Source organism: Advenella faeciporci (genome assembly GCF_014652395.1).
Taxonomy (GTDB): domain Bacteria; phylum Pseudomonadota; class Gammaproteobacteria; order Burkholderiales; family Burkholderiaceae_B; genus Advenella; species Advenella faeciporci.
On the sequence record NZ_BMYS01000005.1, the window covers coordinates 1 to 26,020 of the forward strand.

At 50.1% G+C, this 26,020-nt stretch carries 31 protein-coding genes, 1 tRNA gene and 1 pseudogene; 4 read left to right on the top strand and 29 right to left on the bottom strand.

All coding sequences use genetic code 11. The features are described 5' to 3' along the window. Positions 1-89 precede the first annotated feature (89 nt). Positions 90-533: pseudogene (locus IE074_RS05055) on the bottom strand (tripartite tricarboxylate transporter TctB family protein); the annotation flags it as partial. 274 nt (positions 534-807) lie between these two features. On the opposite strand from IE074_RS05055, the gene IE074_RS05060 reads away from it, so the two are divergent. Continuing rightward, positions 808-1,503 carry a response regulator transcription factor gene (locus tag IE074_RS05060; RefSeq protein ID WP_189384356.1) on the top strand — a complete coding sequence of 232 codons (696 nt, stop codon included), beginning with the start codon at positions 808-810 and terminating at the stop codon, positions 1,501-1,503. Between the two features lie 15 nt (positions 1,504-1,518). Then, positions 1,519-2,907 carry a HAMP domain-containing sensor histidine kinase gene (locus tag IE074_RS05065; protein WP_189384357.1) on the top strand — a complete coding sequence of 463 codons (1,389 nt, stop codon included), beginning with the start codon at positions 1,519-1,521 and terminating at the stop codon, positions 2,905-2,907. 104 nt (positions 2,908-3,011) lie between these two features. On the opposite strand, the gene IE074_RS05070 is transcribed toward IE074_RS05065, so the two are convergent. From IE074_RS05070 to petA, 6 genes are all read right to left on the bottom strand, one after another. Continuing rightward, a tRNA-Thr gene (locus IE074_RS05070) sits at positions 3,012-3,087 on the bottom strand. A gap of 89 nt (positions 3,088-3,176) precedes the next feature. Continuing rightward, positions 3,177-3,596, bottom strand: coding sequence for a ClpXP protease specificity-enhancing factor (locus IE074_RS05075; protein ID WP_189384358.1), 420 nt, complete (start codon positions 3,594-3,596; stop codon positions 3,177-3,179). Between the two features lie 4 nt (positions 3,597-3,600). After that, on the bottom strand, positions 3,601-4,212 hold the full coding sequence (locus tag IE074_RS05080) for a glutathione S-transferase N-terminal domain-containing protein (protein ID WP_189384359.1): 612 nt from the start codon (positions 4,210-4,212) through the stop codon (positions 3,601-3,603). A 138-nt stretch (positions 4,213-4,350) separates the two neighbouring features. Continuing rightward, a complete protein-coding gene (locus IE074_RS05085) occupies positions 4,351-5,202 on the bottom strand; it encodes a cytochrome c1 (RefSeq protein WP_189384360.1) in 852 nt (283 codons plus the stop codon). A gap of 13 nt (positions 5,203-5,215) precedes the next feature. Beyond that, positions 5,216-6,604, bottom strand: coding sequence for a cytochrome b (locus IE074_RS05090; protein WP_189384361.1), 1,389 nt, complete (start codon positions 6,602-6,604; stop codon positions 5,216-5,218). A gap of 53 nt (positions 6,605-6,657) precedes the next feature. Beyond that, a complete protein-coding gene (gene petA / locus IE074_RS05095; RefSeq protein WP_189384362.1) occupies positions 6,658-7,299 on the bottom strand; it encodes a ubiquinol-cytochrome c reductase iron-sulfur subunit in 642 nt (213 codons plus the stop codon). A 123-nt stretch (positions 7,300-7,422) separates the two neighbouring features. Here petA and mscL point away from each other — a divergent pair, with 123 nt between their 5' ends. Then, entirely contained in the window at positions 7,423-7,884 is a 462-nt protein-coding gene (gene mscL / locus IE074_RS05100) for a large conductance mechanosensitive channel protein MscL (protein WP_189384363.1), read from the top strand. Positions 7,885-7,937: 53 nt separating this feature from the next. Here the strand turns inward: mscL and IE074_RS05105 are convergent, their stop codons facing one another. Further along, positions 7,938-8,714, bottom strand: a complete 777-nt coding sequence (locus IE074_RS05105) for a Nif3-like dinuclear metal center hexameric protein (RefSeq protein WP_189384364.1) — start codon at positions 8,712-8,714, stop codon at positions 7,938-7,940. A 13-nt stretch (positions 8,715-8,727) separates the two neighbouring features. On the opposite strand from IE074_RS05105, the gene IE074_RS05110 reads away from it, so the two are divergent. Continuing rightward, entirely contained in the window at positions 8,728-9,951 is a 1,224-nt protein-coding gene (locus tag IE074_RS05110) for a S1C family serine protease (protein WP_189384365.1), read from the top strand. Positions 9,952-10,031: 80 nt separating this feature from the next. Here IE074_RS05110 and tatC read toward each other — a convergent pair whose 3' ends face one another. The 21 genes from tatC to IE074_RS05215 all read right to left on the bottom strand — a co-directional run bounded on the left by tatC (position 10,032) and on the right by IE074_RS05215 (position 26,015). Next, positions 10,032-10,808, bottom strand: coding sequence for a twin-arginine translocase subunit TatC (gene tatC, locus IE074_RS05115; protein ID WP_189384366.1), 777 nt, complete (start codon positions 10,806-10,808; stop codon positions 10,032-10,034). Continuing rightward, positions 10,808-11,218 (bottom strand): Sec-independent protein translocase protein TatB, encoded by a 411-nt coding sequence (gene tatB / locus IE074_RS15025; RefSeq protein WP_189384367.1) that lies wholly within the window; start codon positions 11,216-11,218, stop codon positions 10,808-10,810. The genes tatC and tatB overlap by 1 nt, the downstream gene beginning before the upstream one ends. 69 nt (positions 11,219-11,287) lie before the next feature. Continuing rightward, on the bottom strand, positions 11,288-11,512 hold the full coding sequence (tatA, locus tag IE074_RS05125; RefSeq protein WP_169293169.1) for a Sec-independent protein translocase subunit TatA: 225 nt from the start codon (positions 11,510-11,512) through the stop codon (positions 11,288-11,290). A gap of 97 nt (positions 11,513-11,609) precedes the next feature. Further along, the gene (locus IE074_RS05130; protein ID WP_189384368.1) at positions 11,610-11,963 is read right to left on the bottom strand and encodes a phosphoribosyl-ATP diphosphatase; all 354 of its coding nucleotides are present in this window, start codon (positions 11,961-11,963) and stop codon (positions 11,610-11,612) included. Beyond that, positions 11,960-12,352 (bottom strand): phosphoribosyl-AMP cyclohydrolase, encoded by a 393-nt coding sequence (hisI, locus tag IE074_RS05135; protein WP_189384369.1) that lies wholly within the window; start codon positions 12,350-12,352, stop codon positions 11,960-11,962. The genes IE074_RS05130 and hisI overlap by 4 nt, the downstream gene beginning before the upstream one ends. Beyond that, positions 12,349-13,152 carry an imidazole glycerol phosphate synthase subunit HisF gene (gene hisF / locus IE074_RS05140; protein WP_189384370.1) on the bottom strand — a complete coding sequence of 268 codons (804 nt, stop codon included), beginning with the start codon at positions 13,150-13,152 and terminating at the stop codon, positions 12,349-12,351. Before hisF ends, hisI begins: the two co-directional genes overlap by 4 nt. Continuing rightward, a complete protein-coding gene (gene hisA / locus IE074_RS05145) occupies positions 13,149-13,898 on the bottom strand; it encodes a 1-(5-phosphoribosyl)-5-[(5-phosphoribosylamino)methylideneamino]imidazole-4-carboxamide isomerase (protein WP_189384371.1) in 750 nt (249 codons plus the stop codon). The genes hisF and hisA overlap by 4 nt, the downstream gene beginning before the upstream one ends. Positions 13,899-14,062: 164 nt before the next feature. After that, entirely contained in the window at positions 14,063-14,743 is a 681-nt protein-coding gene (gene hisH, locus IE074_RS05150; RefSeq protein ID WP_189384372.1) for an imidazole glycerol phosphate synthase subunit HisH, read from the bottom strand. A gap of 15 nt (positions 14,744-14,758) precedes the next feature. Beyond that, positions 14,759-15,346 (bottom strand): imidazoleglycerol-phosphate dehydratase HisB, encoded by a 588-nt coding sequence (gene hisB, locus IE074_RS05155; protein ID WP_169293163.1) that lies wholly within the window; start codon positions 15,344-15,346, stop codon positions 14,759-14,761. A gap of 18 nt (positions 15,347-15,364) precedes the next feature. After that, positions 15,365-16,663: a histidinol dehydrogenase gene (gene hisD / locus IE074_RS05160; protein ID WP_189384373.1), complete on the bottom strand. Its 1,299-nt coding sequence runs from the start codon at positions 16,661-16,663 to the stop codon at positions 15,365-15,367. Positions 16,664-16,746: 83 nt separating this feature from the next. Further along, positions 16,747-17,412 carry an ATP phosphoribosyltransferase gene (hisG, locus tag IE074_RS05165; protein WP_189384374.1) on the bottom strand — a complete coding sequence of 222 codons (666 nt, stop codon included), beginning with the start codon at positions 17,410-17,412 and terminating at the stop codon, positions 16,747-16,749. A 1-nt stretch (position 17,413) separates the two neighbouring features. Beyond that, positions 17,414-18,670, bottom strand: a complete 1,257-nt coding sequence (murA, locus tag IE074_RS05170; protein WP_189384375.1) for a UDP-N-acetylglucosamine 1-carboxyvinyltransferase — start codon at positions 18,668-18,670, stop codon at positions 17,414-17,416. Beyond that, positions 18,663-18,905: a BolA family protein gene (locus tag IE074_RS05175; RefSeq protein WP_189384376.1), complete on the bottom strand. Its 243-nt coding sequence runs from the start codon at positions 18,903-18,905 to the stop codon at positions 18,663-18,665. Before IE074_RS05175 ends, murA begins: the two co-directional genes overlap by 8 nt. A gap of 1 nt (position 18,906) precedes the next feature. Further along, positions 18,907-19,692 (bottom strand): ABC transporter permease, encoded by a 786-nt coding sequence (locus tag IE074_RS05180; RefSeq protein ID WP_189384377.1) that lies wholly within the window; start codon positions 19,690-19,692, stop codon positions 18,907-18,909. Continuing rightward, a complete protein-coding gene (locus tag IE074_RS05185) occupies positions 19,692-20,477 on the bottom strand; it encodes an ABC transporter ATP-binding protein (protein ID WP_189384478.1) in 786 nt (261 codons plus the stop codon). The genes IE074_RS05180 and IE074_RS05185 overlap by 1 nt, the downstream gene beginning before the upstream one ends. Before the next feature lie 63 nt (positions 20,478-20,540). Next, positions 20,541-21,155 (bottom strand): MlaC/ttg2D family ABC transporter substrate-binding protein, encoded by a 615-nt coding sequence (locus tag IE074_RS05190; RefSeq protein ID WP_189384378.1) that lies wholly within the window; start codon positions 21,153-21,155, stop codon positions 20,541-20,543. Between the two features lie 209 nt (positions 21,156-21,364). Continuing rightward, the gene (locus IE074_RS05195) at positions 21,365-22,183 is read right to left on the bottom strand and encodes an MlaA family lipoprotein (RefSeq protein ID WP_189384379.1); all 819 of its coding nucleotides are present in this window, start codon (positions 22,181-22,183) and stop codon (positions 21,365-21,367) included. Between the two features lie 73 nt (positions 22,184-22,256). Then, entirely contained in the window at positions 22,257-22,733 is a 477-nt protein-coding gene (mlaD, locus tag IE074_RS05200) for an outer membrane lipid asymmetry maintenance protein MlaD (RefSeq protein ID WP_189384380.1), read from the bottom strand. A gap of 67 nt (positions 22,734-22,800) precedes the next feature. Then, positions 22,801-23,577 carry a lipid asymmetry maintenance ABC transporter permease subunit MlaE gene (mlaE, locus tag IE074_RS05205; RefSeq protein ID WP_189384381.1) on the bottom strand — a complete coding sequence of 259 codons (777 nt, stop codon included), beginning with the start codon at positions 23,575-23,577 and terminating at the stop codon, positions 22,801-22,803. Continuing rightward, positions 23,574-24,410, bottom strand: coding sequence for an ABC transporter ATP-binding protein (locus IE074_RS05210; protein WP_189384479.1), 837 nt, complete (start codon positions 24,408-24,410; stop codon positions 23,574-23,576). The genes mlaE and IE074_RS05210 overlap by 4 nt, the downstream gene beginning before the upstream one ends. Positions 24,411-24,548: 138 nt before the next feature. After that, entirely contained in the window at positions 24,549-26,015 is a 1,467-nt protein-coding gene (locus tag IE074_RS05215; RefSeq protein ID WP_189384382.1) for a glutamate synthase subunit beta, read from the bottom strand. Positions 26,016-26,020: the final 5 nt, after the last annotated feature.

Sequence of the window (26,020 nt, forward strand, 5' to 3'; positions counted from 1 at the left end):
CAAACAGCCCAGGAAAGCATAAGAGAGGTTTTCCAGCGTAAAGGCCACTGAAAAGCCCAGGGACAAGTGTTCCAGCAATTCCATCATGATTATTTGCTCCCTTTAATTTTTTTAATCAGGATAACGACACCCACAATCACCGACAGGGGAATAATGATCATTGCATAGGTGGGCCATTCGGCAAAGGGAACCGGCCACAGCGGGAAGATCAGGCCCAGGCCCCTGACAAAAGCCAGCCAGGTGAAGATCACCAGGAAAATGGCATTGCCAATGGCGATTTTAAGGCTGAACTCGTGACTGGCCAGGCTGCAGAAAATAATCAGCAGCACCAGTGAGATGTACAGGCCCAGGTTGTCCAGCATGACACCGAACACCACAATCGAGCCGATGATCAGGGCAAGAATGTCGAAGTCGAATTTGCCAATATGATGGTCATCCGCTTCTTTACCACGCAGTGAGCCAATGGTGACTACACCGCCCAGCAAGGCCAGGACAACACCCAGCCAGAATGGAAAATAGCCGGGNATTGTTCTTAATTAACATGAAATCATCCTCTTTTTCTCCTTAACTGCTTTTATTCAAGCTTAATTAATCTTGCGTATACATACGCACTGCGAGATTGTAAGGGATAGCTTCCATAAATGAATGAACAAAACATTACCATTTGGTCATCTTTCAAAATAATGCCCTTAATGACGCATTATTTACATAAAGTATTGGTAAATACCCTGACTACAATTGGCTTAAGCAACTGAATTTATTGCATAATGAGCAATTATTACCACAAGTACTGATGGAGAAATGCGAATGTGGCACTGTCTGATCGTAGAAGATGACTACGAAAACGCCCGTTACATCGCCAAAGGCCTTACCGAACTGAAGCATAAAACGGTGATTTGCAACAATGGGCCCGAAGGCCTGAAAAAAGCACTCAGCGAGCAATGGGACATTATTATTCTTGACCGTATGTTGCCTGGCAATATAGATGGCTTGTCCATCCTTTCAACCCTCAGATCAACGGGAAATAAAACACCGGTTATTATTTTAAGCGCCTTGTCTGCCGTTGATGAAAAGGTCAAGGGGCTCAAATCAGGCTGTGATGACTACATGACCAAGCCGTTTTCCTTTTCAGAACTGATCGCCCGTATGGAAGCACTGATCCGCAGAACCACCAGGAACGACCAAACCGCACAACAGCTGCAGGTGGCAGACTTGAAACTGGATCTGGTCACACGCAAAGTAGATCGCTCTGGCACGCACATCAACCTGCAACCACGTGAATTCCGCCTTCTGCACCACCTGATGCTGAATGAAGGCAATGTCGTTACCCGCACCATGCTGCTTGAGGCAGTTTGGGATTACCGGTTTGACCCGCAATCCAATGTTATTGATGTACAGATCAGCCGACTGCGACGGAAAATTGACACGGGATTCACTCCTGCCCTGATTCACACCGTGCGCGGAGAAGGCTATCTATTATCCACACAAGCGCCCGATAATTAAGGCCTTCTCAATCCAATGACTGCATACATCCGATTGAAAATCCGCCAGACATGGGACTCGATTTCCTTTCGCCTGATGGTCAACTATGGCCTGCTGGCTTTTTTCTCAATTCTTGTCCTGCTGGCTTTCATCTTTCTTCAGGTCATTGGCACCCTTCACTCCCAAGCCTCCCAACAGGCCACGGCCTCCATGTCCCGCCTGGCGGGTGAATTTGTCATAGGAGGAAGGAAAGGCCTGATACAAGCCATCAACATGACCATCTCAGACCAGATTGACGGCAGTCAGGAAATTTACCTTTTGCTGGACGAAAAGGGACAAAAACTGGCCGGCAACCTGGAACAGCGCCCCAAACTGACTGAAACCAACAAAACCGAGGTGCCACTGGTACTTTATGGCAGACCTACAACTGCCCGGATGCTTGAAACCACCCTCCCAGACCAAAGCATCCTCTTGACCGGTATTGACCTTGACTCCATGAACGATACCATCCGAAAAATTGGACAAGCCTGCCTGGCCACCGTCTTTATTGCCTTTTTACTGGTCATGATTGGCGTCCATATGTTTCGCAAGGAACTGGATTACCGCGTTGGCTCAATCAGAAAAACCGCCGTTAAAATCAGTGAGGGCAATCTTTCTTCCCGAATACCACTTTCTGCCACCAAAGACGAGTTTTATTTCCTGAGCAGTGAAATCAATTCCATGCTGGACAAGATTGAATCGCTCATGACGGGTATCAGGCATGTTTCAGACACCATCGCCCACAACCTTCGTACCCCCCTAACCCGGATTCTCAATCAGTTGCGTTCGGTACAAACCCCGCAGTGCAATGAATCAGACTTGCGGGCAGTGATTGACCGCTCCATCAATGAAATAGAAAGCCTGAACAAACTATTTGAAAAACTGCTTTATCTTTCAGAAATCGAATCAGGCATCCAACGCCAACGATTCTGGCAATGCGATCTGGAAGAAATTGCGGCAACTGTCGTTGATATGTACGAAGCCTACGCTGAAGAAAAAAACCTGTTGCTAACACTTCAGTCAACCGGTCAGGCACGGGTATGGGGCGATGCAGACTTGCTGGCCAGCATGCTTTCACAACTCATTGAAAACGCCATCAAACACGCCAGGCAGGCTATTAGCGTCAAGGTCACCGCCTCGGGAAAACATATTAATCTGCTGGTCGCTGACGATGGACCCGGCATTCCTCCCGATGAATACGCCAATATTGGCCAGCATTTCCACCAACTGAATCCGGACAGCAGCGGTTTTGGGCTGGGCATGGCCAGTGTACGCGCCATTCTTGCATTACACGACGGGAAACTGGGCTTTGACGACAATCAACCAGGCTTGATTGTGAATATCCAGCTGCCCGTATTTGAAGAGCCGCCAGGCATAAGGCAATAAGCCAAAACAACAACTGATGTCGCCAAGGCAAGCCATATCAATTCAGCGAAACAAAGAGCTGAAAATAATAAAGGCCTACGTTTAAAAACGTAGGCCTTTGAATTTGGTGCCGGCTAAAGGAGTCGAACCCTCGACCTTCTGATTACAAATCAGCTGCTCTACCAACTGAGCTAAGCCGGCTAAGAAAAAGAATTATATCTGTTTTATTGCCTTATTGTCCAGAAGAAAAACTTTATTTGTTGTAAAAAAACACAACCAATAAAACCTGCTTATTTGACCACTTTCAGCCAGGGCGCTTTTCCTGCTCCGCCTGATGGTGGGTCATCATTGGAATCATCAGGAGTATCCTCTGATTCAATATCCTGATCCGGCTCATACTCTTCTGTTTCAAACTGCATCCCTTCCTGGGTTTCGCGGGCATAAATCGCAGAAACCGCACTAACCGGTACGGCAATACTGCGTGAAACCCCACTAAAGCGAGCATTGAAACTGATCCAGTCATTTTCCATAGACAGCTTACCCGTTGCCAGCGCGCCAATATTCAGGGTGATATAGCCATCACGCACAAATTCTTGGGGCACTTGGCAATATTGGTCTACCTTGACCACCAGATGCGGTGTATAACCGGAATCGGTACACCACTCATACAAGGCACGAAGCAGATAAGGTTTTGTAGAAACAGAAGTCATGATATTAACGTCGCATTACTTTTTCTGAAGGCGTCAAGGCTTCGATATAGGCTGGACGGGAGAAAATACGTTCGGCATATTTCATCAGCGGCGCAGCACTTTTGGGCAATTCTATACCATAGTGGTCAAGACGCCACAATAACGGCGCCACTGTCACGTCGAGCATGGAAAACTCTTCACCCAGCATAAAGCGGTTTTTAATCAGCAAGGGAGCCAACTGGGACAGACGATCCCTGATGGTACGGCGGGCAAGGTCAAGGCGTTTTTCGTCTGCCTGCAAGCTACGGTCTTCCAGCACCCCTACAGATACAAACAATTCTTTCTCAAAATTATGCAGGAACAGCCGGGTACGTGCACGCATGACAGGATCGGCGGGCATCAGCTGGGGATGCGGGAAGCGTTCATCAATATATTCATTGATGATATTTGACTCATAAAGAATCAGATCACGTTCAACGAGAATAGGCACTTTGCCATAAGGATTCATGACAGAAATGTCTTCTGGTTTATTAAACAAATCTATATCACGCACCTCGAAATCCATGCCTTTTTCGTACAGGACAAAGCGGCAGCGTTGCGAAAATGGACATGTTGTTCCAGAGTAAAGCACCATCATATTGTGCGGACTCCCACTGAAGAAAATAAAGAAAGGCCAGTGCCCACAAAAAGCACTGACCCTATGAAAAGGATTTTGGCAGACTGACTGATTGTACTCTATTTACAGGCAAATTATGTCCGTCTGCCCCCTAACCGCTTATTTTACATGCTTCCAGTATGTCTTGTTCAGGCGCCATGCAATCACAAAGAACAGTGCCAGGAACAGCAGAACCCAGGTTCCCAATTGCTTGCGGAACTGTTGGTCAGGTTCGGCCATCCAGCCAAGGAAGGCAGCCAGGTCAGCCATGTTGTTATCAAACTCGGCCTGCTTGGCAGGATCCAGATACTTGAGCGTTTGTTCAACAGAAGCCTGACCTTTGTAATCAGCCAAGGGCTCATCACTGACAACAGAGGTGAAACCATCTGCGTCAACCAGCGTGGTTGTCTTGAACCATTGCACCTGCCCGTCCTTTTCAACGGGATGGACAGTCACTGTGGTCAGCTCGCTGGGACCGGACTGTTGCCAGAACACATTAGGCATAGCTGCGTTGGGGAATACCAGGTTGTTCCAGCCCAAGGGACGGGTCACATCACGGTAAAACGTACGAAGGTAAGTATAAATGTAGTCGGTACCAGGCTGGCCCAGGTTGGCCGCCTTGGCACGTGCCATGACGGACAGGTCGGGTGGCGCAACACCCAGCCAGAGTTTCGCATCCTTGGGGTTCAGGGCAACGGTCATTTTGTCGCCCACTTTATTGCCCGTGAACAGGAGATTTTCTTCAATCTCTTTTTCAGTCAGGCCAAGATCCACCAGCTTGTTATAACGCATGGCATTGGCGCTATGACAGTTCAGGCAGTAGTTGACGAACAGTTTTGCACCGTTCTGCAAAGCAGCCAGATCAGTAATCCGTTCGGGGGCGCGATCCCAAGGATACCCCGCCGCGGCAGACATGGCGGGACCTGATACGGCAAACATCAATACTAACGCACCTAATAGTTTCTTAATCATGTTCATTCCTGATTTACGCATGAGGATGGAAAGTCACACGATCAGGTACCTGCTTGAATGTACCCAAACGGCTCCAGATTGGCATAAACAAGAAAAATGCCAGATAAATCAGCGTACCTACCTGTGAAATAATATTCAGTACCGGTGTTGGCGGTTGCGTACCGATGTAACCCAGAACAACGAAGTCGATCATGAAAATCACATACACCAGCTTGTGCCAGGTTGGACGATAGCGGATGGACTTAACCTTGGATTGATCCAGCCATGGCAGGAAACCCAGGATGACCACGGTACCACCCATGACCACCACACCCCAGAACTTGGCATCAAACACACGAAGTGCCACTGCAACGCCAATCAGGACAACGGGCCAGATGATTTTCCAGATCCCTTTGACATTTTTGCTCAGCAGTAGACCAACCGCAAAAATCAGCGCCAATGCAACCATGACCCATGTGAACTCGTCGGTGGTGGCACGCAGCATTGAATAGAACGGCGTGAAATACCAGACCGGTGCAATATGAAGAGGGGTCTGGAATGGATCAGCCGGCAGGAAGTTGTTGGCCTCAAGGAAATAACCGCCCATGGTTGGCGCAAAGAACATGATTGCGGCAAAAATGAACAGGAACCCAGCCACACCCATGATGTCATGGACCGAATAGTAAGGATGGAACGGAATACCATCAAGAGGACGGCCATTCGCATCTTTTTTATCTTTGATCTCGATACCGTCGGGGTTGTTTGAACCCACTTCGTGCAAGGCAATAACGTGAGCCACGATCAGGCCGATCAGCACCAGGGGAATGGCAATCACGTGGAACGCAAAGAAACGGTTCAGGGTGGCATCGGAAACCACGAAGTCACCGCGAATCCACACGGACAGTTCTGGACCAACGAAAGGAATGGCCGCAAACAGGTTAACAATAACCTGGGCACCCCAGAAAGACATTTGACCCCATGGCAACAGGTAACCGAAGAAAGCCTCTGCCATCAGGCACAGGAAAATGGCAACTCCGAAAATCCACACCAGTTCACGTGGCTTGCGGTATGAACCGTAAAGCATGCCACGCAACATGTGTAGATAGACCACGATAAAGAACATGGACGCGCCTGTTGAGTGCATATAGCGGATAATCCAGCCATAAGGCACTTCACGCATGATGTACTCGACCGAAGCAAACGCCAGGTCGGCATCGGGCTTGTAGTGCATGACCATGAAAATACCGGTCACGATTTGAATCACCAACACGAGCAATGCAAGTGAACCGAAAAAATACCAGAAATTGAAATTCTTGGGCGCATAGTATTCTGATAAATGCGCTTTCCATAGGGAGGTCAGCGGGAAACGCTTGTCTACCCACCCCAATAACCCTGTCGTTTCGACAACTTTTTCGCTAGCCATGTAGAGGCTCCTTTTCTAACTTGGCAAGATATTAAACTCAGTAACCGTAGCTACTAGCCCGCTGCTTTTTCAAGGCCAACCATAATATTATTATCATCGATGAAATAATAAGGAGGCACTTCCAGATTATCGGGCGCAGGCTGGTTTTTAAAAACCCGGCCAGCCAAATCAAAATGAGAGCCATGGCAGGGACACAAAAACCCACCTTCCCATTCTGTGGGCATGCCTGCTACGCTACCCACCGCAAAGCGTGGAGATGGTGAACAACCCAGATGCGTACAAATGCCAACGCATACAAACCACTCGGGTTTACGTGAACGATCTATGTTTTTGGCAAACGCAGGGGTAAAGCCTGGTCGATCCGAAAGGGGATCTGCCAAATAGGGATCATTGCCTTTCAGGCCCTCTATCATTTCCTGCGTACGATGCAAAATCCAGACAGGTTTGCCCTGCCATTCGACAGTAAGCATAGTGCCTGGAGCAATCGTGTTCAGGTTAACGGTAACGGGGGCACCTGCCGCCTTTGCGCGTTCTGATGGTGACATGGATGCAACAAACGGCACTGCTGTTGCAACACCGGCCACACCACCAACCGCACAGGCAGTACCCAACCAGAAACGACGTGATGGATCGGGTGGAAGGACTGCCGGCGATGCAGTTCCTTCGTTGTCATGCTGTATTGAATCCTGACTCATTATCTATCCTTATTTATACTACTAAGGTACTAAAAAAAATTACTTGAATTTATGTGTACAAAGCTTAGCAACCGCTTATTATATACTGTGTCCGCTTATGGACCGAGGAAAAAAGGATTTCTTATGAGTAAAGCTAAAGGTTTTATCAACGAATTTAAGCAATTTGCCGTCAAAGGCAACATGATTGATCTGGCTGTTGGTGTAATTATCGGCGCAGCCTTCGGCAAAATCATCGATTCGCTGGTCAGGGACGTCATGATGCCGTTCATTAACTTCATCCTGGGAGGGTCTGTTGATTTTTCCAATAAATTCATTGTCTTATCAAAACCAGAGGGCTATTCCGGGCCTGAAACCTATGTCGATATGACGAATGCAGGGGCCAATGTACTGGCTTACGGAAATTTTCTGACCATACTCATTAACTTCATCCTGCTGGCCTTTGTTGTTTTTTGTCTAGTTAAAGTCATCGCCAAAGCCCGCGCCACCATGGAGAAAGAAAAAGAAGTGCAAGCTGCTGCCGCACCCGATCCAGCCGATGTCGTCCTTTTGACAGAGATTCGTGATCTGCTTAAAAACAAAAACTGACAGCGTGCCCCCGCCCGCCTTTAGCGGTGGGGGCTGTCTTTCGGCAAGTTGTCCTAGACCGGATTGGGGATTTCAACAAAGGTTGATGCAATGCCGAACCTGTCCACCAGCGCATTTCCCAATGCCTGAATGCCGTAACGTTCGGTTGCATGATGCCCCGCAGCGATAAATGCCACGCCACTTTCCCGAGCCATGTGGTAAACAGGCTCCGAAGCCTCTCCGGTAATAAAAGCATCCACACCGGCATCAATGGCATCCTGAAACAGGCCTTGGGCCCCGCCCGTACACCATGCCACTTTCCTGATCACTTTATCAGTGTCTCCAATTAACAACGGCTCCCTTTCCAAACGTTGTGAAATTAAGACACCCAAATCAGCCAAAGTTGTTTCTCCTGTAACAACCGTGCCCAGCCAAACCAGCCCGTTCCTGCCACAGGTTTGGGGCTGATCCTCTTCGTAAAAAGGCTGCAAATCAAGCACTTTGGCCAATTGCCTGTTATTTCCCCACTCAGGATGGGCATCCAGAGGCAAATGGTAGCCAATAATATTTAAATCATGCTTGATGGCCAGGGCAATTCGCTGGTATTTAGCCCCCAGGATACGTACATCCTCATTTTTCCAAAACCATCCGTGATGCACAATAACCGCATCCGCCTGATATTCAATCGCTTTTTCAAGCAGGGCCTGCGATGCAGTTACACCTGTAATTACTTTTTTTATTACAGGCCTTCCCTGCACCTGGAGCCCATTTGGTGCATAATCTTGATATAAATGTGGTTTCAGGTTTTCATCAAGCCACTTTACCAAGTCTTGTGTAAAAATTTCACTCACTTCATTTTCCTTTATGCATCGCTATTGGTTAATTTTCTCTCAAACCGTAACTGTTTTTCTCGCAATTCTGTTTACGGTCACTACATTGCGACCTGACTGGCTTGATTTCAAAAAGCAGCCGGCCATACCCGCTTCCGTGCCTACTGCTACGGCCAAAATAGAACCAGCGGAACCCCCCAAAGAAACAGAAACCAAAGCCGAAAAAACAAAAGAGCCGGAAAAACTTATTACTATTATTACATCGTATGCCGGTGCGGTTAAGGTTGCCGCTCCTTCTGTGGTGAATATTTACACCAGCAAGAACATCGAGTCCCCTTTCAAGAACCTGCCCGATGTGCCTGCCCTGCGTCCTTTTATCCAGGAGCAGAAGGAAAACATGCAAATGCTCAATAACACCACCAGTCTGGGGTCTGGCGTTATTGCGTCAGCAGAAGGCTATATCCTGACCAATTACCATGTTGTTGAAGCGGCCGATTCGATTGAGGTTGCCCTGACGGATGGCCGCAGATCCAATGCCCGCCTGATTGGTGCCGACCCCGATACCGACCTGGCTGTCCTGAAAATTGATTTGACCGATCTGGTAGCCATTCATCCTGACAACAAGCAACTTAACGTGGGCGATGTCGTCCTGGCCATTGGCAACCCGTTTGGTGTAGGGCAAACCACAACCATGGGTATTATCTCGGCACTGGGCCGTACCGGTCTGGGCATCAACACCTACGAAAACTTTATCCAGACCGATGCCGCCATCAACCCGGGCAATTCGGGTGGCGCACTTATTAATGTGAACGGTGACCTGATTGGTATTAATACCGCCATTTACTCCGAATCCGAAGCGGGTGGATCTTTGGGCATCGGATTTGCCACACCGGCCCATACCGCCCTCAAAATCATGCAGGAAATCATTGAAACCGGAACCGTTTCGCGTGGGTGGCTGGGCATTGAACCACAGGACATTACCAGCGACCTTGCCAAGGCCTTCAACCTGGACAGCACTAAAGGAATTATTATTGCATCACTGGTTCCCAATGGTCCGGCAGGTCAGGCAGGCCTGCTGGTTGGAGATATCCTGCTGGGCATGAATGACAAGGAAATTATTGATACCGACCAGATGCTCAATGAAATTGCCGGTTACCCACCCAAAACCCAGGTAAAATTCAAGATCTTACGCTCGGGCAAGGCACAGGATGTAACGGTCACTCTGGGACAGCGCCCGGGAACAACCACAAAAAAATAAACCTTATGCAACTGACGCAAGGCAATTTCCGGCTCAGGCCTGTGCCAGTGCACAACACGCTGAAACCGGGAATATCCCGCTTAACGGTCAGTTTCCTCAGTGACCGCATTACCTGGCTTGATAAAACGCGCCACCAGCAAACCCAGTTCATATAACAGGCATAAGGGAATGGCCAGCAACAATTGGCTGAGCACATCAGGGGGAGTAACAATAGCGGCAATCACAAAAGCGCCCACAATCACATAACCCCTGGCCGCCTTCAGCTTTTCAAGAGTCATCATGCCGGTACTTACCAGAACCAACACCACGATAGGCACCTCGAAAGTGATGCCAAATGCAATGAACATGGTCATTACAAAGCTCAGATAGGCCTCGATGTCAGGTGCAAAATTGATGGACTGGGGCGAGACCATGGAGATGAAATGAAAAACAGTATGGAAAACAATGAAATAGCAAAACGCCATACCGACTATAAAAAGCAAGGTACTGGAAACCACCAAAGGTATGGCCAGACGCTTCTCATGTTGATACAGACCCGGCGCAATGAAAGCCCAGGCCTGATACAGCACGTAAGGCAGCGCCAGCACAAAAGAGAACAACAAGGTAACTTTCAGGGGCACCAGAAAAGGCGTAATGACCCCCGTGGCGATCATTTTGTTGCCATCAGGCAGGGTTTGAATCATGGGTTGCGCGATGAAATCGTAAATGGCGCCGGTGCCGGGATAAATACACAGAATGGCAAAAACCCCCAACACGGCCACAACAGCGTGAATCAGACGCGAACGCAATTCTATCAAATGCGAGAAAAAGCTTTCTTCTTTCTCGCCATTTTTTTCATTATGTGATGAGTTCTGCATTAGACCTGAGTTCCTGAACCGTTTTTATTATCGGGTTTATGACTGTCATTGACGGGTTCGTTAGCTTCGGGAGCGTCTTTTTTTTCAGGTGACAGGGTTTGCTTGACCTGGTTGCCCGCACTGGTTAATTCCTGCCCAAGCTGCTCCACCGGATTACGTAAGGATTTTGCGGTATCCTCGAATGAGCTTTTCATGTCCTGAAGCGAGGACTGCATATCATTTTTGATCTGGCTGATTTCCTGAATATCGACTTCACGCTGGATATCGCTTTTAACGTCATTGACATAACGCTGCGCCCGGCCAACAAGATGACCGACCGTGCGGGCCACTTTAGGCAGGCGCTCAGGGCCAATGACAATTAAGGCAACCATGCCAATGACAAACAGCTCACCGAAACTTAAACCAAACATAAATACGCTTTAAAAAAACAGAACCTTTTTACCGGCAAGCATGCCAGAATAAAAGGGATCTGCTGGACCTCAGGAATCCGATTTTTCTTTTGCCTGCACATCAATGGTTTCTGTGCCTGCCTGTTTTTTTTCAGTTGTTTCAGTGCCTTCCGAAGTGGCGTCGTTCATGCCCTTCTTGAAACCTTTTACAGCCCCCCCCAGATCTTCACCAATATTGCGAATTTTCTTTGTGCCAAAAACCAGTGCAACAATAACCAGAACAATCAGCCAGTGCCAAATACTTAAACTGCCCATAAAACCAACTCCTAAAATGACAATTCAGAACCAATTTGTACTATATCAGGAAGTTCCTGCAATGTTCATACTGAATTGTGCCAAAAATATATTAAATTCAAGATTGTGGCCGGTTGGCCTTTTCAACCAGGCCGGACAGGCCTTCCCTGCGCGCCAATTCGGCCAATACATCCTCGGGGCGTAAACCGTAATAGGTCAACGCCACCAGGCAATGAAACCAGAGATCAGCGGTTTCTGCAATGATATGATCATTTTGGCCATCTTTTGAGGCCATTACCAGCTCGGTGGCTTCCTCGCCAATTTTTTTCAGAAAACTGTCGGGGCCTTTGGCAAACAGCTTGGCTGCATACGAAGTGGCCGGATCACCGCCATTGGCAGGCAACCGGGTTTGCAATATATCGGCCAAACGACCAAGTACCGCAGACAATTCAATACTGGACTCTGTGCTCATTTGTACATATGCTCCGGATCTTGCAAAACCTCATCGGTAATGTCCCATTGGGCGCGATTGTCATTGCCATTCAGCAAGCGGAAAAAACAGCTTTCCCTGCCAGTATGGCAGGCCACCCCCCCATTCTGCTCAATTTTAAGCAGCACTACATCGGCATCACAGTCGAGACGAACTTCATGAACATACTGGGTATTGCCCGACTCTTCTCCCTTGCGCCATAACTTCTGACGCGAACGGGACCAGTAAACGCCTTTGCGGGTAGCCACGGTTTCCTGCAATGATTCGCGATTCATCCAGGCAACCATGAGAATACGGCCGGTTTTCCAGTCCTGCGCAATGGCAGGAATGAGACCTGCCTCATCAAACTTCACTTCATCAAGCCAGCTCATGCAATTTCCCGAACATTAATGCCCTGTTGAGCCATAAACGCCTTGGCCTGTGCAATCGTGTATTCTCCGTAGTGGAAAATACTGGCTGCCAGCACGGCACTGGCCCGGCCTTTGGTAACACCATCACACAGGTGCTGCAAATTACCCACGCCACCCGAGGCAATCACAGGAACTGACACGGCATCGGAAACCGCACGGGTCAGTTCAAGATCAAACCCCGATTTGGTACCATCACGATCCATGCTGGTCAACAAAAGTTCGCCAGCCCCGTAACGGGCCATGCGCATGGCCCATTCAACCGCATCAATGCCGGTCGCTTTGCGGCCACCATGAGTGAAAACTTCCCAGCGATCGGGCTCGCCTTCGGCAGAAACCTTGCGGGCGTCAATCGCCACCACAATACATTGCGAACCGTAATAATCGGCGCTTTCCCGCACCAACTCAGGATTAGCCACTGCGGCACTGTTGATGGACACCTTGTCGGCGCCGGCATTGAGCAAGCGCTGAATATCGGCCACTGCGCGAACGCCACCACCCACCGTCAGGGGAATGAAGACCTGGGACGCCACCTGCTCGATGATTGGCAGGATGAGATCCCTTCCGTCACTGGTAGCCGTGATATCAAGGAAAGTCAATTCATCGGCACCCTGCTCGTTATAACGGCGGGCAATTTCAACCGGATCTCCGGCATCACGCAATTCGACGAAATTAACACCTTTGACCACCCGGCCTGCCGTCACATCAAGACAGGGAATAATACGTTTGGTCAGTGTGGAATCGGCATTGGCAACAGGGCTCAATTTTCTTCCCCGTTCAGTTCATCGGCCAGCGTCTGGGCTTCCTGGAAATCAAGCGTGCCCTCATAAATACTGCGTCCCAGAATAACGCCTTCAATCCCTTCATCCTCTACATCACAAAGGGCTTCGATATCTTTAAGGTTGGTCACACCACCTGAGGCAATCACCGGAATCTTCACGGCTTGCGACAAACGTACTGTCGCTTCAATGTTTACACCGGTTAACATGCCATCGCGGCCGATATCAGTATAAATAATGGATTCAACCCCGTAGTCTTCAAACTTGCGGCCAAGATCAATCACATCGTGCTTGGTGAGCTTGCTCCAGCCATCGGTGGCGACTTTGCCATCCTTGGCGTCGAGACCAACAATGACATGACCCGAAAAAGCGGTGCAGGCATCCTGCAGGAAACCCGGGTTTTTGACCGCTGCCGTGCCAATAATGACATATTGGATACCCAGATCAAGGTAGTGTTCGATCGTATCCAGATCCCGGATACCTCCACCAATCTGCACAGGAATTTCGTCTCCCACCTCTTTCAGGATTGCCTGAATGGCCGCCTCGTTTTTAGGCTTGCCAGCAATTGCGCCGTTAAGGTCCACCAGATGCAGCCGACGTGCGCCCTGGTCTAACCATTTACGGGCCATTGCCTGAGGATCCTGGGAAAAAATAGTCGCGTCTTTCAGGTCACCCTGACGCAAGCGGACACATTGTCCGTCTTTTAAATCAATGGCTGGTATGAGCAGCATAGTGTTATATTAATGAGTAAGATAATTGGAAAAACAAAACAGAATGAGCAAAACCCGTAGTAGCGGACTTGTCATTCCCCGTAATAACTCTTTGTTGACAGTATCTTTGTTATTTGAGTCCCGCAACCGTATTTATAACGCATTTTCAGCATTTAGTCCTGCAACTAAATGTCCCACTCAACAAAATTCCGATACAGCCGCAAGCCATGCCCGGCACTTTTTTCAGGGTGAAACTGTACGGCAAAAATATTATCCCTGGCAACCGCACAGGCAAATACTTGTCCGTATAGCGCGGTACCTACAGTCAGACTGTCATTATCAGGCACAACAAAATAACTGTGCACAAAATAAAAATAAGCCTCATCGGGAATACCTTGCCAAACCGGATGAGCACGGGTTTGCTTGACCCGACTCCAGCCCATATGAGGCACCTTGAGCTTTTCGTTTTCGTGCGTGATGGCGGCAAGTGGTGTATTTTCAGGTGCGGTCGTGGCGTAGCGCTGGCCCTGGAATCGTTTTACGATACCCGGAAAAATACCCAGGCAAGCGGCGTTGCCTTCTTCACTACGTTCAAACAACATTTGCTCGCCTACGCAAACGCCCAGCAAAGGTTTGCTGGCCGCCGCTTCCAGTACGGCATCACTGAGCCCGGACTGCGCCAGATTGCGCATGCAATCGGGCATCGCACCCTGACCGGGAAACACGATTCGGTCAGCCGATTTGATGCCTGCGACATCAGAGGCCAGATAAACATTGGCATGCGGAGCCGCATGCATTAATGCGCGGGCAACCGAATGCAGGTTGCCCATGCCATAATCCACAATTGCAATAGATGGGGATTTCATTTAAGTATGAAGCCTTTACAGGACGCCTTTGGTGGATGGAACAACTCCTGCATTGCGTGGATCTTCGGTTAGCGCCATGCGAAGCGCGCGGCCAAACGCCTTGAAGACGGTCTCAGCCTGGTGGTGGGCATTAAAGCCCCGCAGGTTGTCGATATGCAGGGTGACCAATGCATGGTTGACAAAACCCTGAAAAAATTCACGGGTCAGGTCAACATCAAAACGGCCAATATGGGAACGGGTGAAAGGAATATTGTATTCCAGGCCGGGACGACCTGAGAAATCAATCACCACCCGCGACAGGGCCTCATCAAGGGGCACATAGGCATGACCATAGCGTAAAATGCCTTTTTTGTCGCCCACTGCCTTGGCAAAAGCCTGCCCCAGGGAAATGCCCACGTCTTCTACGGTATGATGGTCGTCAATGTGCAGGTCGCCATCACAGGTAATATCGATATCAATCAAGCCATGACGAACGATCTGGTCGAGCATGTGATCAAGAAACGGCACGCCGGTATTCAGTGACTGTTTACCGGTACCATCAAGATTGATGGCAACCTTGATCTTGGTTTCATTGGTATTCCTAACTATTTCTGCTGTACGCATATTCATCTCATTAAATCTTTAATCTAAACGGTAACGGGCGCTTTCGGCATGTGCCTGCAAGCCTTCCCCGAAGGCCAGGGTTGCAGCGATCTTACCCAGGGTTTGCGCACCCTCACGTGATACCTCGATCAGGCTGGAGCGTTTCTGGAAATCATATACGCCCAATGGTGAGGAGAACCGTGCGGTACGGGAGGTTGGCAACACGTGGTTGGGGCCGGCGCAATAGTCACCCAGAGACTCAGAACTGTAACGCCCCATGAAAATCGCGCCTGCATGACGGATTTTCTCAGCCCATGCCGCGGCGTTTTCGGTAGAAATCTCAAGGTGTTCGGGTGCTATCTCATTGGCGATTTCACAAGCCTGCTCAAGGTCACGTACTTTAATCAATGCCCCCCTATTGGCCAGACTGGTCCGGATAATATCGGCACGCGGCATGTTCGGCAATTGCCGCCCAATAGACGCATAAACCTCGTCCAGATAGGCGGCATCGGGACACAACAAGATGGCCTGTGCCAGCTCGTCGTGCTCTGCCTGGGAGAACAGGTCCATGGCAATCCAGTCGGCGGGAGTGGTACCATCGCAAATAACCAGGATTTCGCTGGGACCGGCAACCATATCAATGCCTACCGTTCCAAAAACCCGTCGTTTGGCAGAGGCCACATAGGCGTTGCCAGGCCCCACGATTTTATCCACCCCGGCGATTGACTGTGTGCCATAAGCCAGTGCTCCAACGGCCTGCGCACCGCCAATGGCGATTACCCGGTCAACCCCGGCAACGGCAGCGGCCGCCAGCACAATGGCGTTACGGCTGCCCCCCGGAGTAGGTGTCACCATGACCACCTCTGGCACACCGGCCACTTTGGCCGGCAAGGCATTCATCAATACCGAGGAAGGATAAGCCGCCTTGCCACCCGGCACATATAAACCGACACGATCCATGGGCGTTACTTTTTGGCCCAACAAGGTACCATCGGCTTCCGTATAAGTCCAGGAAGCTGTTTTTTGTTTTTCATGATAGGCGCGAACCCTGTCTGCCGCATTTTCAAGGGCCTTGCGTTGTTCAGCAGGCAAGGCATTCAGGGCAGCCACACAGTCGGCAAGCGGAATTTCCAGTTCATGGATATGGTTTGCCTTTACATGATCAAAGCGTTGCGTGTACTCAAGAACAGCCTCATCACCACGCTGGCGTACATCGCCCAGGATTTTCGCAACCGACTGCTCGATTTGCTCATCTTGAGAGGCGTCAAAAGCAAGCAGGGTTTTCAACTGCTGGCCAAAATCTGCATCATTGGCATCTAACCGGTTTATTAAAGACATATCACTCTTTGCAAAAATAGTAAAAAACGGCCCGCCTGTAAGGCCCAACCAGAGCCCTTTTGCCAAAGGCCGTAAACACCGCTTTAAACGGCCGCCTTTTGGAATGCGTCCAGTATGGGCATCAGGCGTGATGTCCTGGTTTTCAATGCCGCCTGGTTGACAATAAGGCGTGAGGAAACCGGCATGACATCTTCAACCGGCACCAGGTTATTGGCACGTAACGTACCTCCCGTGGACACCACATCGACTATGGCATCAGCCAATCCTACCAAGGGCGCCAACTCCATTGAACCATACAACTTAATGATATCAACATATACCCCTTTCTTGGCGAAATGTTCCCGCGCCACATTGACATACTTGGTTGCCACTCGCAGGCGCGCACCCTTTTTGACAGCCTCTTCGTAATCAAAGCCCTCGCGCACCGCCACCGCCAAACGGCATTTGGCGATATTCAGGTCAATGGGTTGATACAGCCCACCGGGCTGCTCCTGTACATATTCATACAGGACATCGCGACCGGCAATACCGAAATCGGCCGCGCCGTACTGCACATAAGTGGGGACATCCGAGGCCCTTACAATAAGCAAACGCAACCGGGGATCACTGGTTGGGAGAATCAACTTGCGCGAGGACTCGGGACTTTCACTGACTGAAATCCCGGCAGCCTCGAGCAAAGGCATGGTTTCTTCAAAAATGCGCCCTTTGGAAAGCGCCATTGTCAGCATTTCATTATCTTCGTTAGACATATTACCCACGCAGTCGTTCAATTTGAGCTCCCAGCCCTTTCAGTTTTACTTCCATTTGCTCATAGCCACGATCAAGATGGTAAATCCGGTCGATGATGGTTTCACCACTGGCTGCCAAAGCGGCAATCACCAGACTGGCCGATGCACGCAAATCGGTTGCCATCACTTTGGCGCCAAACAATTGCGATACGCCATTAACCACGGCAGTATGGCCATCCAGCTCAATGTCGGCCCCCATACGGATCAGCTCGGGCACATGCATGAAGCGGTTTTCAAAAATATTTTCTACAATAACGGCAGTTCCATTCGCAATCGTATCAAGCGCCATGATCTGGGCCTGCATATCGGTGGGAAAACCCGGATGCTCAAAAGTCTTGATCCCTACCGCACGGGGCCTGCCACTCATTGAGGCCCGAATCCAGTCGGGACCGGTTTCCAGATCAAGACCCGATTCTTCAAGTTTATCCAGAATAGCACCCATGGTTGCAGGGGCCGCATTGCGCAACAGGATATCCCCCCCCGTGGCACCAACCGCGCACAGGAAAGTCCCCGCTTCGATACGATCGGGAACCACCCGATAGTCGGCGCCATGCAACTGTTCCACACCTTCAATAACGATTCTGTCAGTGCCGTGTCCGCTGATTTTGGCCCCCATGGCAATCAGCAACTCGGCCAAATCGACTACTTCGGGTTCACGTGCCGCGTTTTCAAGAATGGTGGTGCCTTTGGCCAACGCCGCAGACATAAGGAACTGTTCGGTGCCGCCAACGGTGACCATATCGGTATGAATGGAAGCGCCCTGCAGCCTTGAAGCCTTGGCCAGGACAAAACCATGCTCGACACGGATATCGGCCCCAAGGGTGGCCAGCCCCTTGATATGCTGGTCGACCGGCCGTTGCCCAATGGCACAGCCCCCCGGCAAACTGACCTTGGCCTGGCCAAAACGCGCCAGCAAGGGACCCAGTACCAAAATGGAGGCGCGCATGGTTTTCACCAGCTCATAAGGCGCTTCATAACTGTTAATCTGGTTAGCCTGCAGTTGCACCACACCTTCTTCCAGCCACTGGATGTTCACCCCAAGCTGCCCCAATACCTTCAGCGTGGTATGAATATCATTCAAGGCCGGCACATTGCGCAGAACAACCGGCTCGGCCGTTAGCAACGTTGCGCATAAAATAGGCAGGGCGGCGTTCTTGGCGCCTGATATGGTCACCTCTCCGGAAAGACGGTTACCACCGGTAATGCGCAATTTATCCATTCACTTTATACTCTTCAGGGGTTAGCGTTTTCATTGACAAGGCATGAATTTCCGCCTTCATTTTATCTCCCAATGCGGCGTACACCAGCTGGTGCCGGGCAATCAGGCGTTTTCCTTCAAAGGCATCACTAACGATGATGGCCTCGAAATGGGAACCGTCGCCCACCACTTCTATGTGTTCACAGGCCAGGTTGGAAGCGATGTATTCACGAATCTGTTCAGGAGTGGGTAACATTTTAGGTCCTAAGTTTGTAGCCGCTTGCCAGCAATTTTAATGCCAGCAATGAGGCCAGTATGAAAAAACAAAATACGACAGAAAAACTGTGCCAGACCGAAACATCGGAGATACCGAAGAATCCGTAGCGAAAGCCGTCTATCATGTAGAACACCGGGTTCCAGTGCGACACAGCCTGCCAGAATGACGGCAGGGAATGAATGGAATAAAACACGCCCGACAGGAAGGTGGCAGGCATGATCAGGAAATTCTGGAACACGGCCAACTGGTCAAATTTCTCGGACCAAAGCCCCGCAATCAGGCCCAGACAGGCAAAAACACCACAGGCCATTACGGCAAAAAGCACGATCCAGAAAGGCTGGACGGGCCATAATGGCATGAACAGCAACGCCACAACCCAAATACCGGCACCCACGCAAATTCCCCGCACAATGGCCGCCAGCACGTAGGCACCAAAAATTTCCAGATAAGACAGCGGCGGCAGGAGCACAAATACAAGATTACCAGTAATACGGCTTTGGATAAGCGATGACGAAGGATTGGCAAACGCGTTTTGCATCATGCTCATCATCATGAGACCCGGCATTAAAAATGACACATACGACAGGGTGCCATACACCTGAACGCGTCCTTCAAGGACCTGGGCAAAAACCAGCAAATACAGCAAGGCGGTCATGACCGGTGCCGCCACGGTCTGAAGGGATACTTTCCAGAAACGCAGCAACTCCTTGCGCAGCAAGGTGGGAAAACCAGAGCCAAATTTGATATTTTGTTGTAAAGGATTCATTACGCTGCCTGTTCACTTCCAGTATGCATGATTTGCACAAAAGTTTCCTCAAGATCTTCGCTGCCAAACTTGGCCATCAGGGCCTGAGTGGTATCAAGGGCAATCATTTTGCCTTTTCTGAGAAAAGCAATACGGCCACACAGCGTTTGTGCCTCTTCAAGGTAATGGGTCGTTAACAATATGGTGTGGCCTTCTTTATTCAATCTGGAAATGAAATCCCAAAGGCTGCGCCGCAAATCAACGTCAACCCCTGCCGTGGGTTCATCCAGGATAATGACAGGTGGACGATGCACCAGGGCCTGGGCAACCAGCACGCGGCGTTTCATGCCGCCTGACAAGGCACGCATATTGGCATCGGCCTTGTCGGACAAGCCCAGATTCATGAGAATTTCGTCGATCCAGTCATCGTTATTTCGCAAGCCGTAATAGCCTGATTGATTACGCAGGGTTTCACGGACGGTAAAGAACGGATCATAGACCAATTCCTGGGGAACAACGCCCAAAGAACGCCGTGCATTTTTATAATCGGCAACCACATCGTAACCACAGATACTGGCCTTGCCATTGCTGGGGCGCGACAAACCGGCCAAAATGGAAATGAGCGATGTTTTACCGGCACCATTGGGACCAAGCAGGCCAAAAAATTCTCCGGGCTCGATGTTAAGGCTGATATCATTGAGTGCCTGAAACCCCTTGCGGGCAGGCGAGGCAGAGAGAAACCTTTGCCCCAGGGAAGGGGCAGGCGCATAGATTTTGGAAATATTTTCTATTTTAACGGCTGACATATTCATATAAAAAAAGGCCTGCTTCCGACACGAAACAGACCCTTGATTATAGCCGTTTACATGTTACTTTCGTTGATTTAACGCTTTTATCAGGCCATCAATACCATTTTGCGCAATCTGTGCAGAGAACTGGTTACGGTAATTCTGGATTAACCATATACCTTCAACACTGAAGTCATAGACCTGCCAGCCATTTGCCGCTTTTGACAGCCGGTAGTCAACAGAGACAGGACCGGAGTCTGCAAGAATATTCGAACGAACGACCACATCATTGGCGTCGGGATTGCCGCGAAAAGGAAGGATTTCAATTTTCGTATTTGGTGACACCTGTTTGAACGCACCGCTATAAGTACGTATCAGCGTACTTTTGAAAGCGTCGACCAGACCTGATTTCTGCTCGGGTGTTGCCTGCCTCCAGGGCTGGCCGGTGGCCAGGCGGGTGGTTTTCTGAAAATCGATATGCGGCATCAACTTCTGATTGACAATCTCGTTGATGGCATTGATATTGCCACTGCGTGCCGCATTGCTTTGCTTGACAGCATCAAGGGTTTGGTTGGCAATTTGCTCAACAAATTGCGTTGGGCTTTGCGCCGCCTGGGCCGTGCCAAGCAAGCCGGCCGATACGAAAGCCATGGCGGCAAAACGCCGGGCCAACAGAAACACGGATTGGAGCTTCATGATTTCTCCTGAATATTCACAAAAACAAAATAATAAATAATTAAACGAACGCTTGAATGTAATGTAAACACAAACCAACCCCCAATACATTAAGTAAATTAAGGATTTGTCAGAAAGCGTTAACAGATGGGGGCAAACTGAAATCAACTGAAAAACCTCTATCTCAAGAAGAGGTTTTTCAGGCTTTGAGATTTTACGCTACCAACCGCTTATTCGCCGGGATCGTCGTACTGTGGTACTGATATGTCCGTACTCGCCTGTTCGGGATCATCGTAATCGGGAACCGACAAATCGCCCGCCGCGCTGTCCTGCACTTCAGGGCGCAACTTGCTTTCAAGCAGGGCCTTGCGATTTTGCCTGTAGGCGTCACGCACAAACGAGTATTTATCCAGGGCAACATCCTCGGCCAGCTCATCGGCATCAAGCAGGTTGCTACGTCCATCAATTACTTTAAGGCCCATAATGGCATTACGCACGGACACGTCATTGATTGCGCCGGGCGAGGCATAGACGGCAGTACCCCCGGCAACATCACCGACAAGCCCGATACCATCACGCACGGAGCTTGGTCCAAAGAAAGGCAATACGACATAAGGACCGTTACCAACACCCCATACGCCCAGCGTGGTACCAAAATCATTGGGAATTTTGTGGGCGCCATTCATGGTGGCCACATCTATACAACCGCCAACACCCATGGTGGAATTGAACAAAACACGTCCGAAGGTATTGATTGAGTCGAGCGCCCTGCCCTGCAACATGCTGTTAATAGCCGACCAGACATCACCCAGGTTTCCAAAAATATTCCGCACACAGGTGCGCACCGGACTGGGCATAACCGCCTTGTAACCGGTTGCCACCGGTTTGAGCAAGGCTTTGTCAACAGTCTCGTTGAACTCAAACATGCTACGGTTATAACTTTCCAGGGAGTCTTCGGGGCTGGGGTTTGGCACCGAGGCACACCCGCTTACCAGAAACCCGACACTGGCCAGACCCAAGGTTTTTCTGACAGTTTTTTTGTTAATCATGATTTTCTCTTATGAGCGTCTTGGCATTTAAAAATTTAACACAACCATTCCGGCACTGAACATCTGCCTGATATTACTGTCCATTTCCCGAGGAACCTTCCTTCTCAGCACTTGAGAACAGGAATTTACTGATTAATTCCTCAAGCACAACCGCACCCTGTGTGAACATGATTTCACTGCCATTGACCAAGTTGCTTTCTTCCGCCCCAGGTGTCAGGCCGATATATTGCTCTCCCAGCAGGCCCGCCGTCATGATAGAGGCGGATGAATCCAGGGGGAACTGGTAACGGGTTTCAAGACTTAACTCTACCACAGCCTTAAACTCCCGATTATCAAATTGAATATTTTTTACCCGGCCCACCACTACACCATTGCTTTTAACAGCGGCCCGGGTCTTGAGGGCGCCAACGTTATCAAATTTGGCGCTCACGGTATAGGTGGGCTCAAAGCTGAAAGAGCTTAAATTACCCGCCCTTAATGCCATGAACATAAGCGCCACGGCACCCAGCAACACAAACAAACCCACCAGAAAATCGGTTTTCTTACTCATTGTCATTCATCCTGGTATCAGACACGGCCAGCAAGCCGGCCTGCCCGATACATATTTCACTCATTGATTAAAACATTACTGCCGTTAACAGGAAATCAAGCCCCAAAACCGCCAGGGAGCTTCTGACCACCGTTCTTGTTGTCGCCCTGGAAACCCCTTCGGGTGTCGGCTTGGCATACCATCCTTCAAACAGGGCAATCAGCATCACGGCAAAACCAAACACCACACTTTTAATCAGGCCGTTACCCACATCGGAAAAAACATCCACCCCGTTTTGCATTTGTGCCCAAAACGAGCCTGCATCGACATTGATCATGAGGACACCCACCACCCAGCCACCAATAATACCCACGGCAGAAAAAATGGCCCCCAGTACCGGCATGGCAATCACTCCCCCCCACAGGCGCGGGGCCAGAATCCGGCGCAAAGGGCTGATACCCATGACATCAATGGCAGCCAGCTGTTCTCCAGCCTTCATCAGACCAATTTCAGCGGTAATGGAAGTACCCGCCCTGCCGGCAAACAGCAAGGCCGTGACCACCGGACCCAGTTCACGCACCAGGCTAAGGGCCACCAATAAGCCCAGGGCTTCTTCGGACCCATACATGGACAGGGTGTTATACCCCTGCAAGCCCAGGACAAAACCCACAAAAAGTCCCGACACGGCAATAATCAGCAAGGAGTGATTGCCAATAAAATGCACCTGATCGATAACCAGTCGCGGACGACGCAGCACAATTCCTGATTTACAGAAGAGCTCCCAGGTAAATTTGCTGAAAACACCCAGGCCACTGATGACATTAATGATAAATGCCCCCAAGGCACTGATACTATTGAAAATCATAAGCCCTCTTTGCGTTTTGACAACCAGCTGGAAAACGCTGGCGTATCCGGATATTCAAAAACCACCGGGCCTTGGGGCGAACCATGAAGAAACTGTTTTACATAGGCGTCTTCCGTTGCGCGCAAGTCTTCTGGCGTACCGGACGCCAGCAATTTACCATGCCCGACCATGTATACCTGATCAACGATTTGAAAAGACTCGTCGATATCATGGGTAATAAGCACCGAAGCGCAGCCAAGGCGGTCGCTGAGATTACGGATCAACTGGGCCGTCATGCCAAGCGAGATTGGATCCAGCCCGGCAAAAGGTTCGTCATAGAGTACCAATTCGGGCTCGAGCACGATTGCGCGGGCTAACGCGACACGCCGCGCCATGCCACCGGAAATTTCTGAAACGGCCAAATGAGCTGCCGCTTTCAAGCCAACCGCATCCAGCTTGTCCAGCACCTTCTCAAGGATTACCGCCTCGCTGTCTTTAGTGAGCTCACGCAAGGGAAAAGCCACGTTATCGAATACATTCAAATCGGTAAACAATGCCCCCTGCTGGAACAGAACGCCCATGCGCTGACGGATATTACGCAGGATATTTGGACTGACACTGGCCAGATTCTGGCCAAAGGCGGTCACGACCCCTTTTTGGGCAATGAGCTGGCCAATGGCAGCCCGCAACAAGGTTGTCTTACCTGAACCGGAGCCACCTATCAGCGCGACAACCTGCCCCTTTTTCACCTGCAAATTGAGGTTGTCAAGTATCACCCGTTCTCCGTAGCCCAGCGACACGTCGGAAAATCGCAGAATGATATCTGAATCGGAAAGATGATCGTTCAACGGGATAACCCTTAAAAATTCAAAAAAGAACCATTGTAGCTGATCAAAGTTTACGCCACATCAACTTATGCCAAAAAAAGAAAACCCCGAAACATCACTTCCGGGGCCTCTGTTGTATCTTGGGGAAATTTGCCAAACAATTGATTATCTTGGTAAAACAGTCTCCCCCATTAAATACTGGTCTACCGCACGGGCACATTGCCGCCCTTCACGAATGGCCCACACCACCAGGGACTGGCCACGACGCATGTCACCCGCAGCAAAAACCTTGTCGACATTGGTACGATAGTCTTCGGTATTGGCGCGGATATTGCCGCGCGCATCCCTATCCAATCCAAAAGCATCCAGCACAGCTGGCACTGGCGCCACAAAACCCATGGCCAGCAACACCAGATCCGCTTTCAGCTCAAACCCGGACCCCTCAATTTCAGCCATTTTCATCTGCCCGGTCGCTTCATCGCGCAACCACTCAACGCGGGCCGCCACCAGTTTTTCAACCTTGCCTTTTTCACCCTGAAACGATTTGGTCACAATGGCCCAATCCCGCTGGCAGCCCTCTTCATGGGAAGAGGAAGTCCGCAATCTGGCCGGCCAATACGGCCAGGTCAGTTCGCGGTTTTCCTCGTCGGGCAATTTGGACATCAATTCGATCTGGGTAACCGATGCCGCCCCCTGGCGGTTACTGGTACCCACACAGTCCGAACCGGTGTCGCCACCGCCAATCACCACCACATGCTTGCCCTTGGCCACAATTTGACCGGTTAAGCGATGACCGGAATTGACCTTGTTTTGCTGGCGCAGAAAGTCCATGGCAAAATGCACCCCATTAAGCTCCCTGCCGGGGACCGGCAAATCACGGGGGATCTCAGCGCCTCCGGCCATGACAATCGCATCAAACTCTTTTTGCAGTTCTTCGGCGCCAATAATCGTCAACCCGTCTTCCACTTTATCACTCGGGGCACCTATATAGGTAGAGGCGCGAAACTCTACCCCCTCGGCCTCCATTTGAGTCATACGCCGGTCAATCAGGCTTTTATCCAGTTTGAAATCGGGAATACCATAACGCAGCAAACCACCAATCCGGTTACTCTTTTCAAAGACCGTCACGCTGTGGCCGGCCCGACTCAATTGCTGGGCCGCAGCCAGACCAGCCGGCCCGGACCCCACAATCGCCACCCGTTTACCGGTTTTTTTAGCCGGAGGCTGGGGTACTACCCATCCCTTTTCCCATCCTTTATCAATAATGGCATGCTCGATAGACTTGATACCCACTGCGTCACTATTGATATTCAGGGTACAGGCAGCCTCACAGGGGGCCGGGCAAATGCGTCCGGTAAATTCCGGAAAATTATTAGTGGAATGCAGCGTGGCCAAAGCCTGTTTCCATTCTTGCCGGTAGACCAGATCATTCCAGTCAGGAATAATATTATTGACAGGGCAACCATTAGTACAGAAAGGGACTCCGCAATCCATGCAACGCGCACCCTGTTGCTGCGCCTGCTTGTCATCCAGTGCCAGCACGAACTCCCGGTAATGCTTGATCCGCGTACTGGCAGACTCATACGACTCGCTGATTCTTTCAAATTCCAGAAAACCTGTTGTTTTTCCCATGATTT

What these genes read in the sequence shown, in the direction of transcription:
- tatB (WP_189384367.1), bottom strand. Translation starts at nt 11,218, where the DNA reads ATGTTTGGTTTAAGTTTCGGTGAGCTGTTTGTCATTGGCATGGTTGCC.
- IE074_RS05180 (WP_189384377.1), bottom strand. Translation starts at nt 19,692, where the DNA reads ATGAATCCTTTACAACAAAATATCAAATTTGGCTCTGGTTTTCCCACC.
- IE074_RS05080 (WP_189384359.1), bottom strand. Translation starts at nt 4,212, where the DNA reads ATGATGGTGCTTTACTCTGGAACAACATGTCCATTTTCGCAACGCTGC.
- hisB (WP_169293163.1), bottom strand. Translation starts at nt 15,346, where the DNA reads ATGCGTACAGCAGAAATAGTTAGGAATACCAATGAAACCAAGATCAAG.
- hisH (WP_189384372.1), bottom strand. Translation starts at nt 14,743, where the DNA reads ATGAAATCCCCATCTATTGCAATTGTGGATTATGGCATGGGCAACCTG.
- IE074_RS05185 (WP_189384478.1), bottom strand. Translation starts at nt 20,477, where the DNA reads ATGTCAGCCGTTAAAATAGAAAATATTTCCAAAATCTATGCGCCTGCC.
- IE074_RS05190 (WP_189384378.1), bottom strand. Translation starts at nt 21,155, where the DNA reads ATGAAGCTCCAATCCGTGTTTCTGTTGGCCCGGCGTTTTGCCGCCATG.
- mscL (WP_189384363.1), top strand. Translation starts at nt 7,423, where the DNA reads ATGAGTAAAGCTAAAGGTTTTATCAACGAATTTAAGCAATTTGCCGTC.
- tatC (WP_189384366.1), bottom strand. Translation starts at nt 10,808, where the DNA reads ATGCAGAACTCATCACATAATGAAAAAAATGGCGAGAAAGAAGAAAGC.
- murA (WP_189384375.1), bottom strand. Translation starts at nt 18,670, where the DNA reads ATGGATAAATTGCGCATTACCGGTGGTAACCGTCTTTCCGGAGAGGTG.
- hisG (WP_189384374.1), bottom strand. Translation starts at nt 17,412, where the DNA reads ATGTCTAACGAAGATAATGAAATGCTGACAATGGCGCTTTCCAAAGGG.
- mlaD (WP_189384380.1), bottom strand. Translation starts at nt 22,733, where the DNA reads ATGAGTAAGAAAACCGATTTTCTGGTGGGTTTGTTTGTGTTGCTGGGT.
- IE074_RS05060 (WP_189384356.1), top strand. Translation starts at nt 808, where the DNA reads ATGTGGCACTGTCTGATCGTAGAAGATGACTACGAAAACGCCCGTTAC.
- IE074_RS05075 (WP_189384358.1), bottom strand. Translation starts at nt 3,596, where the DNA reads ATGACTTCTGTTTCTACAAAACCTTATCTGCTTCGTGCCTTGTATGAG.
- IE074_RS05085 (WP_189384360.1), bottom strand. Translation starts at nt 5,202, where the DNA reads ATGATTAAGAAACTATTAGGTGCGTTAGTATTGATGTTTGCCGTATCA.
- mlaE (WP_189384381.1), bottom strand. Translation starts at nt 23,577, where the DNA reads ATGATTTTCAATAGTATCAGTGCCTTGGGGGCATTTATCATTAATGTC.
- tatA (WP_169293169.1), bottom strand. Translation starts at nt 11,512, where the DNA reads ATGGGCAGTTTAAGTATTTGGCACTGGCTGATTGTTCTGGTTATTGTT.
- IE074_RS05130 (WP_189384368.1), bottom strand. Translation starts at nt 11,963, where the DNA reads ATGAGCACAGAGTCCAGTATTGAATTGTCTGCGGTACTTGGTCGTTTG.
- IE074_RS05110 (WP_189384365.1), top strand. Translation starts at nt 8,728, where the DNA reads ATGCATCGCTATTGGTTAATTTTCTCTCAAACCGTAACTGTTTTTCTC.
- hisI (WP_189384369.1), bottom strand. Translation starts at nt 12,352, where the DNA reads ATGAGCTGGCTTGATGAAGTGAAGTTTGATGAGGCAGGTCTCATTCCT.
- hisD (WP_189384373.1), bottom strand. Translation starts at nt 16,663, where the DNA reads ATGTCTTTAATAAACCGGTTAGATGCCAATGATGCAGATTTTGGCCAG.
- petA (WP_189384362.1), bottom strand. Translation starts at nt 7,299, where the DNA reads ATGAGTCAGGATTCAATACAGCATGACAACGAAGGAACTGCATCGCCG.
- IE074_RS05195 (WP_189384379.1), bottom strand. Translation starts at nt 22,183, where the DNA reads ATGATTAACAAAAAAACTGTCAGAAAAACCTTGGGTCTGGCCAGTGTC.
- IE074_RS05175 (WP_189384376.1), bottom strand. Translation starts at nt 18,905, where the DNA reads ATGTTACCCACTCCTGAACAGATTCGTGAATACATCGCTTCCAACCTG.
- IE074_RS05215 (WP_189384382.1), bottom strand. Translation starts at nt 26,015, where the DNA reads ATGGGAAAAACAACAGGTTTTCTGGAATTTGAAAGAATCAGCGAGTCG.
- IE074_RS05090 (WP_189384361.1), bottom strand. Translation starts at nt 6,604, where the DNA reads ATGGCTAGCGAAAAAGTTGTCGAAACGACAGGGTTATTGGGGTGGGTA.
- IE074_RS05065 (WP_189384357.1), top strand. Translation starts at nt 1,519, where the DNA reads ATGACTGCATACATCCGATTGAAAATCCGCCAGACATGGGACTCGATT.
- hisA (WP_189384371.1), bottom strand. Translation starts at nt 13,898, where the DNA reads ATGCTGCTCATACCAGCCATTGATTTAAAAGACGGACAATGTGTCCGC.